Here is a 587-nt window from a genome sequence, read left to right on the forward strand (position 1 = left end):
TCAATGAGATAGGTTACGACATCGATACGAACCTAGTAAGTATCAATAAAGTTAAAGATATGATTTTATCAACAGATGAAAATTTGGACACGATCGACGGCTACACAAAACAAGTCCTCGAATTACAAAGTCAACTACCTGAAATCAAGGAAAAACTGAATAAAGCAAATGAATTCGTGGATTATATCCCTAAAGTAGATGAGATGGGTGAAAAAGTCGTTGCATTGAATGACAAAATGCCTGAGTTGAAAGATCAAGCAAAAATCATCCTTGATTTGCAAGAAAAAATCCCAGAGATCCAAAATGCCGGTAAACAACTAGCAGAGATCGACGGCGATTTTGCTTCGATCCAAGAGACAATGAATCAAGGAATCGATGAAGCAAAACAAGGCTTGACGATCATCCAACAAGTACAAGATATCTTGCCAGATGTGAAAAATTTAGAAAACCAGGCAAGTGATCTAGCAAACCAAACAAAATCAGGTGCCTCTCAGCTGAAAGATGCGATACCAAGCATCACAAACAGTGTAGATGTTACATTGAAGTCAATTGGACAAGTGGCAACAACGACTAGTTCGTTAATAGAT

The 587-nt window shown here is 37.6% G+C and carries 1 protein-coding gene; it reads left to right on the forward strand.

Going from position 1 to position 587, the window contains the following annotated elements; translation table 11 throughout:
• Positions 1–59 precede the first annotated feature (59 nt).
• Positions 60–587 (forward strand): hypothetical protein (locus ACFFUV_RS23675; protein WP_390198445.1); only part of this gene is annotated, 528 nt, incomplete at its 3' end.

This window comes from Vibrio olivae, from assembly GCF_042428525.1.
GTDB classification, from domain to species: domain Bacteria; phylum Pseudomonadota; class Gammaproteobacteria; order Enterobacterales; family Vibrionaceae; genus Vibrio; species Vibrio olivae.